Genomic DNA, 5,859 nt, shown 5'->3' on the forward strand with positions numbered 1-5,859 from the left:
ATGTTTTAGTCGTAACCTGTCCTCTGCTGTGGGCGAGTACAGGCTTTTAAGTCATTGGATTATTAAGTATCTGTCTTCAGTTTCAGTTTATTTCTCCAGTATTTTCATCAGCTCCAGCAGCACTTCTTTATCATCGAAGTGATGTTTTACGCCTTTTATTTCCTGGTATTTTTCATGTCCTTTACCTGCCACCAGGATGATATCTTCCCGGTTGGCGAGCGACAGTGCCGTTTTAATGGCTTCTTTCCTGTCGGTAATGGAAATGGCTTTCTTTTTCAGGTGAACAGGAATGCCTGCTTCCATTTCCCTGATAATTTCCGCCGGGTCTTCCGAGCGGGGATTATCGGAGGTAAGGATAACGCGGTCGCTGTTTTCTACCGCTACATCTGCCATCACAGGGCGTTTGGTGGTATCCCTGTCGCCGCCGCAACCAACTACCGTGATCACCTGTTCATTGCCTTTGCGCAGGTTTTTGATGGTGGCCAGCACATTTTTCAAGGCATCCGGTGTATGTGCGTAATCAACTATAGCGATGATCTGTTCCTTATCTGAAATGATATAATCAAATCTGCCTTCAGCACCTGTGGTGTCGCTCAGCGCCTGTAATACTTTGGCTTTATCTATTCCCAGCGATACGGCGGCGCCATAAACGGCCAGCAGGTTGTAGGCATTGAACTCACCGATGAGGCGGAAATGCACCTCTGTATCTCCTACCAGCATGATCAGCCCTGTCAGATTATTTTCCAGGATCTTGCCTTTAAAATCGGCCAATGTGCGCAGGCTGTACGTCGCTTTTTTCGCTTTTGTATTCTGCAGCATTACCATTCCTCTTTTGTCGTCCAGGTTGGTGAGGGCAAACGCGGAGGAGGGCAGGTTATCAAAGAACGATTTCTTTACCCGGATGTATTCATCAAAAGTTTTGTGATAATCCAGGTGGTCGTGGGTGATATTACTAAAGATGCCCCCTGCGAATTGTAGCCCGGCAATACGTTGCTGGTGAATAGCATGGGAGCTTACTTCCATGAACACGTACAGGCAGCCGTCGTCCACCATCTGCGCCAGTAAGGCATTCAGGCTGATGGGATCGGGCGTGGTATGTGTGGCTGGTATAACGGTATCGCCTATCTGATTTTGTACTGTGGATAATAATCCGCAGTGATACCCCAGTTTGGTAAATAACCGGAACAGGAGTGTGGCGATGGTTGTTTTCCCGTTGGTGCCGGTAACGCCTACCAGTTGTATTTTATGAGAGGGGTTATCATAGAAGTTACCCGCCATGATACCGCTGCTGGCGGCACTGTTGCTTACCTGTACATAGCACACATTATCTGCCGGTTGTTCCGGTAATGTTTCGCAGATCACTGCTGCTGCGCCCAAACCAATCGCTTTCTCAATGTACGCGTGTCCATCTGTGTGTACGCCCTTCACTGCAATGAAAGCTGCTCCGGGCGTAATGGACCTGGAGTCGATGGCAAGTGCAGGAATGGTAATATCCGTATTACCATGCACCGCCAGGATGCTTACATTATACAATATGTCGCGCAGCGTTTTCATCTAGCTCAGTTCTATTACGATAGTTTGTTCGTTCCCTATTTTTGTTCCGCCGGGGAGTGATTGCATTTTCACTTTACCGGCGCCTTTAACTACTACGCGTAGCCCGGCGTTTTCGAGCAGGTACAGGGCATCTTTGAGGCCCATCCCGGTAACATCGGGCACGGCGCCTTTTGTTTGTGTTACCTGTTCGAAGGCAATTTTGCGGTCTGCCACCCTGGCGCTTACCCAGCTGTTGTTAGCGGGGGCGTTGCCGATAGGCAGCTGCAGTTTACCCAGGATCTGTTTCCATTCACTGCCTTTGCCATTTTTCAGTGACAGCAGGGTATCCAGTTGCATGGTTGCCTGCATGGGTTTTTGTCTTTCCACCGCGATGGCGTACAGTTTATCTGCCACTTCTCTAAACACGGGACCCGCAACGCCTGCACCGTAAAAGTGCAATGCATGCGGTTTGTTTTTTATCACTACCACGCAGGTGTACTGCGGATCATTGGCCGGGAAGTAGCCGGCGAATGACGACTGGTATATTTTATCTGCATACCCGCGGTTGCCGTTTGCCACCAGTGCAGTGCCTGTTTTTGCCGCGAAGGTGTAAAACTGGCTGCGTAGTTTTTTAGCAGTACCATCTATTGGCACACCTTCCAGCATGGCCTGCACCTGTTTCAGCGTGCTTTGTGAGCAGATGCTGTCCAGTATCACGGTAGGCTCAAACTGTTTTACTACCTGGCCATATTCCTGAATGGAATTGACGAGGTAGGGTTTCATCATTTTCCCGTTATTAGCCACTGCATTGTACAGCATGCACGTTTGCAGCGGGCTGATAAGCACTTCATATCCGAATGCCATCCATGGCAGGGATGTGGCGCTCCATGTTTTGGAAGCGGTTGTTTTAATGACCGGTCTTCCTTCGCCGATGAGGTCTATACCGGTAAACTGATCGAGCCGCAATTTTTTCAGATGGGCTACGAACTTGTTGGGTTGCCGGTTATAGAACTGGTAGGCCAGTTTTGCCATGCCCACATTTGAGCTCAGCTCAAATGCGTGTTTGATGGTTACGTTTTGCGGGCCGGGGTGAGGTTCAGAATCGAATACGGTTCTGCGGCCTACCTGCCAGCGGCCACCATCCATGTTTACCATAGAGTTCATGGTGGCGTATTTATCTTCCAGCACTGCGATCACGGTGGCCAGTTTGAATGTGGAACCGGGTTCCGCTACCTGCAGTGCGTAGTTCATATCTTCCCAGTAGCCGTTGCCATCGGGTTGTTTGCCGAGGTTGGCGATGGCTTTTATTTTACCTGTTTTCACTTCCATCAGGATGCAGGTACCGTGTTCGGCTTCATTCTGCACCATCATGTTCATGAGGGCTGTTTCCACGATATCCTGCATATTCACATCAATGGTGGTTACTACATCACGGCCGTTTTCGGGTTCAATATCGTAACCGTCAACGGGTACATAGGTACCTCCTGCGATGCGGCGCATCAGTCTTTTACCGGTAACGCCTTTCAGGTATTCATTGTAGGTTCTTTCGAGACCTACGCTCTGGGAATTTTCACGTGCCAGTCCGATGGTCCTGTTGGCCAGCAGTTTAAAGGGATTGATGCGCTTACTTTTTGATTCAGCGATCATACCGCCTTTGTTTTTGCCGAGGCGGAACATCGGGAAGCTGCGTAGTTCCTGGTATTGATTAAAGGGCACGTCTCTTTTCAGTAAAAAGTAACGGTCCTTTGATTTATATCCTTCCTGTAGCTGTTGTTTCCAGGATGCTTTGCTGCGGTCGGTGAATATCTGGGAAAGGCGGTACGACAGGGAATCAAGGTTTTCCTTGAACACCAGTCCGTTTTTATCCCGGAGGCCGTCTGCTGCAAAATCAATCCGGATGTCGAAATAAGGAATGGAGGTAGACAGCATCCTGCCTTCCTCCGAGTAGATGGTGCCTCTTTCTGCGTCCAGCGCTACGTACCCGGTATGCAGGCTATCGGCCATACTGCGCCAGTAGTTGCCCTGTACGTTCTGGATATAGAACACTTTCACCAGGATGGCGATGCTAAACAGCGCCATGCCGATGAGGCACAGATACACTCTCCACAATATGTCCTTTTTTACATCCACGATGTTGTATTACCATTTTACCTTTTAGCCTTTAGCTGTCAGCTGTTTACGTGTTGGTAAACAGCTGACGGCTAAAGGCTGATAACTTATAAGAAGATACCTGACACTGGCTGCATTTATAATTGAGATGCTTGCCATTGATTTGATTTACCAGCATCCCCGACCTGAGTTCTGGGTCAGGCGGGCAGCGTCAGGCATCAATATTAAATTCATTTTTCTGTTTCCTTTTTCAGTACAATCTTCTGTGGAGGGGAGCTGAGTTGTTTAAGGCCCAGCGGCTCTACGGACTTACTGACTTCACTCATTTTGCTTCGAAACATGAGCTCACTTTTCACATTGATATACTCCCACTTCAGCTCTTTAATTTCTTTGCCCAGTTTGTTAATGCGCCGGATTTTTTTTTCAGCAAGATGGCTATTGGCGATGTAGATCAAGGCCAGGAGGGAAAGGAACCCGATAAAGGGCATGTTTTGCACCAACGCTCTGTAGTTGATGCGCAAACGCCATTCTTTACGTTCCGGTGGGAGGTTATTTTCTTCCGCCGGATTTTCCTGTATCTTTTCTAAGTCGTCTCCCACGCGCTATGTCTTTTTAAAAATTGACAATAAAAACCTGAACGCAAATCAAAACGGATGTGTATAGGATAGGGTAGGATGTGATGGGCGGTTTGAACCGCGTCACGCTTGTTTTTCGGCTACCCGCAGTTTTGCACTTCTGGATCTTCCATTAAGTTTCAATTCTGCATCACTGGCGGTAACCGGTTTTTTTGTGATTAATCTGAACAATTTAGGGGGTGTTTCTTTTGCAAACGGATCTTCCGGTGCTTCTTCAAAACTTCCTGTCTTCATAAAATTTTTCACCATCCTGTCTTCCAGTGAGTGGAAAGTAATGATAGCGAGCCTTCCTCCGGGTTTCAGTACATTGGTAGCCTGTTCCAGTAAATCTTTCAGAGCGCCCAATTCATCGTTAACGGCTATACGCAGTGCCTGGAAAACCTGTGCCAGGTATTTTTGCGGGTTGCCTTTTACGATGGGCTGGATCACGGATTTAAATTCTGTGATGGTGCGCATGGGGTGTGTTTTGCGCTGCTTTACAATTGTTTGGGCAAGGGTTTTTGCGTTGGTTACTTCTCCGTATTCCTGGAAAATCAGTTGTAACCGTGCTTCTCCCCATGTAGCCAGCAATTGGGCGGCAGTAAATGCTGTTCGTGTATCCATCCGCATATCCAGATCGCCATCGAAGCGGGTACTGAATCCTCTTTCTGCTGTATCGAACTGGTGCGATGAAACGCCCAGATCCGCCAGTACGCCGTCTACCTGTTCTGCTTTATGTAGTTTCAGAAAGCGTTGCAGGTGACGGAAATTTTGTTGTACAAAAGTTACACGTTCGTCTATAATCCTGTTTCGGTAAGCATCTTCGTCCTGATCAAATACTATCAGCCGTCCTTTTTCACCTAGTTTTTCCAGTATGGCTCTTGAATGTCCTCCGCCTCCAAACGTGGCGTCTACATATATTCCATCGGGGTTTATCTGTAGCAGCTCCGTTGTTTCCGGCAGCAGAACGGGTAAATGATATTGTTGCTCGCCCATATGCTCCCCGCTTTAAATTGATATGTTGTTATCTCCTCCTCCCATTACCTGTTGAGCCAGATCACTGAACGCTCCCGGTGAGAAATTTTCAAAGAACTCCTGGTATTTACCTTTATCCCAGATCTCGATTTTATTTGTTGCTGCTGCCAGCACAATATCTTTTTCCAGATTGGCGTACGACAGCAGGTTTTTCGGTACCAGCAGTCTTCCCGCGCTGTCTAACTCCAGAATAGTGGCCCCGTTTAAAAAGTACCGCCTGAATTCCCTTACTTTTGGATCAAAGTCATTCAACTTGCTGATACGTTCGAAAATAGGCTGCCATTCATTCATGGGATACAGGGACAAGCATTTTTCAAACCCTCGGTTAATCACAAACTGTCCTCCGGCCCTGTCTGTTAACTGCTTTTTAAACCCGGCAGGTAACAGAAAGCGTCCTTTTGCGTCCAGCGTCGATTCATATTCACCGAGAAATCCTGTCATACCATGGGGGCAAAGTCCTTGAAAATCCTTTTCTAACACAAAATAACACTTTTTCCCACTTTTTAACGAAAAAATACTTTATAAATTTTTTCCACAGATACAAGCGCCTCCATCAGCGCCCTTTCCA

The 5,859-nt window shown here is 47.6% G+C and carries 5 protein-coding genes; all 5 read right to left on the minus strand.

Features of this window, described 5'->3' with window-relative positions; all coding sequences use genetic code 11:
- Window positions 1–87: 87 nt before the first annotated feature.
- Window positions 88–1,554, minus strand: a complete 1,467-nt coding sequence (locus VN105_RS29380; protein WP_325646998.1) for a UDP-N-acetylmuramoyl-L-alanyl-D-glutamate--2,6-diaminopimelate ligase — start codon at window positions 1,552–1,554, stop codon at window positions 88–90.
- Window positions 1,555–3,633 carry a penicillin-binding protein gene (locus VN105_RS29385; protein ID WP_325647006.1) on the minus strand — a complete coding sequence of 693 codons (2,079 nt, stop codon included), beginning with the start codon at window positions 3,631–3,633 and terminating at the stop codon, window positions 1,555–1,557.
- Window positions 3,634–3,872: 239 nt separating this feature from the next.
- Window positions 3,873–4,241, minus strand: coding sequence for an FtsL-like putative cell division protein (locus VN105_RS29390; RefSeq protein ID WP_325647000.1), 369 nt, complete (start codon window positions 4,239–4,241; stop codon window positions 3,873–3,875).
- 99 nt (window positions 4,242–4,340) lie between these two features.
- Entirely contained in the window at window positions 4,341–5,252 is a 912-nt protein-coding gene (gene rsmH, locus VN105_RS29395; protein WP_325647002.1) for a 16S rRNA (cytosine(1402)-N(4))-methyltransferase RsmH, read from the minus strand.
- A gap of 12 nt (window positions 5,253–5,264) precedes the next feature.
- Entirely contained in the window at window positions 5,265–5,732 is a 468-nt protein-coding gene (gene mraZ / locus VN105_RS29400) for a division/cell wall cluster transcriptional repressor MraZ (RefSeq protein ID WP_325647004.1), read from the minus strand.
- Window positions 5,733–5,859 lie beyond the last annotated feature (127 nt).

Origin of the sequence: Chitinophaga sp. (assembly GCF_035564935.1) — a bacterium.
GTDB lineage: Bacteria > Bacteroidota > Bacteroidia > Chitinophagales > Chitinophagaceae > Chitinophaga.

Coding starts and splice junctions, on each gene's coding strand:
- VN105_RS29380 (WP_325646998.1), bottom strand. CDS start 1,554: ATGAAAACGCTGCGCGACATATTGTATAATGTAAGCATCCTGGCGGTG.
- rsmH (WP_325647002.1), bottom strand. CDS start 5,252: ATGGGCGAGCAACAATATCATTTACCCGTTCTGCTGCCGGAAACAACG.
- mraZ (WP_325647004.1), bottom strand. CDS start 5,732: ATGACAGGATTTCTCGGTGAATATGAATCGACGCTGGACGCAAAAGGA.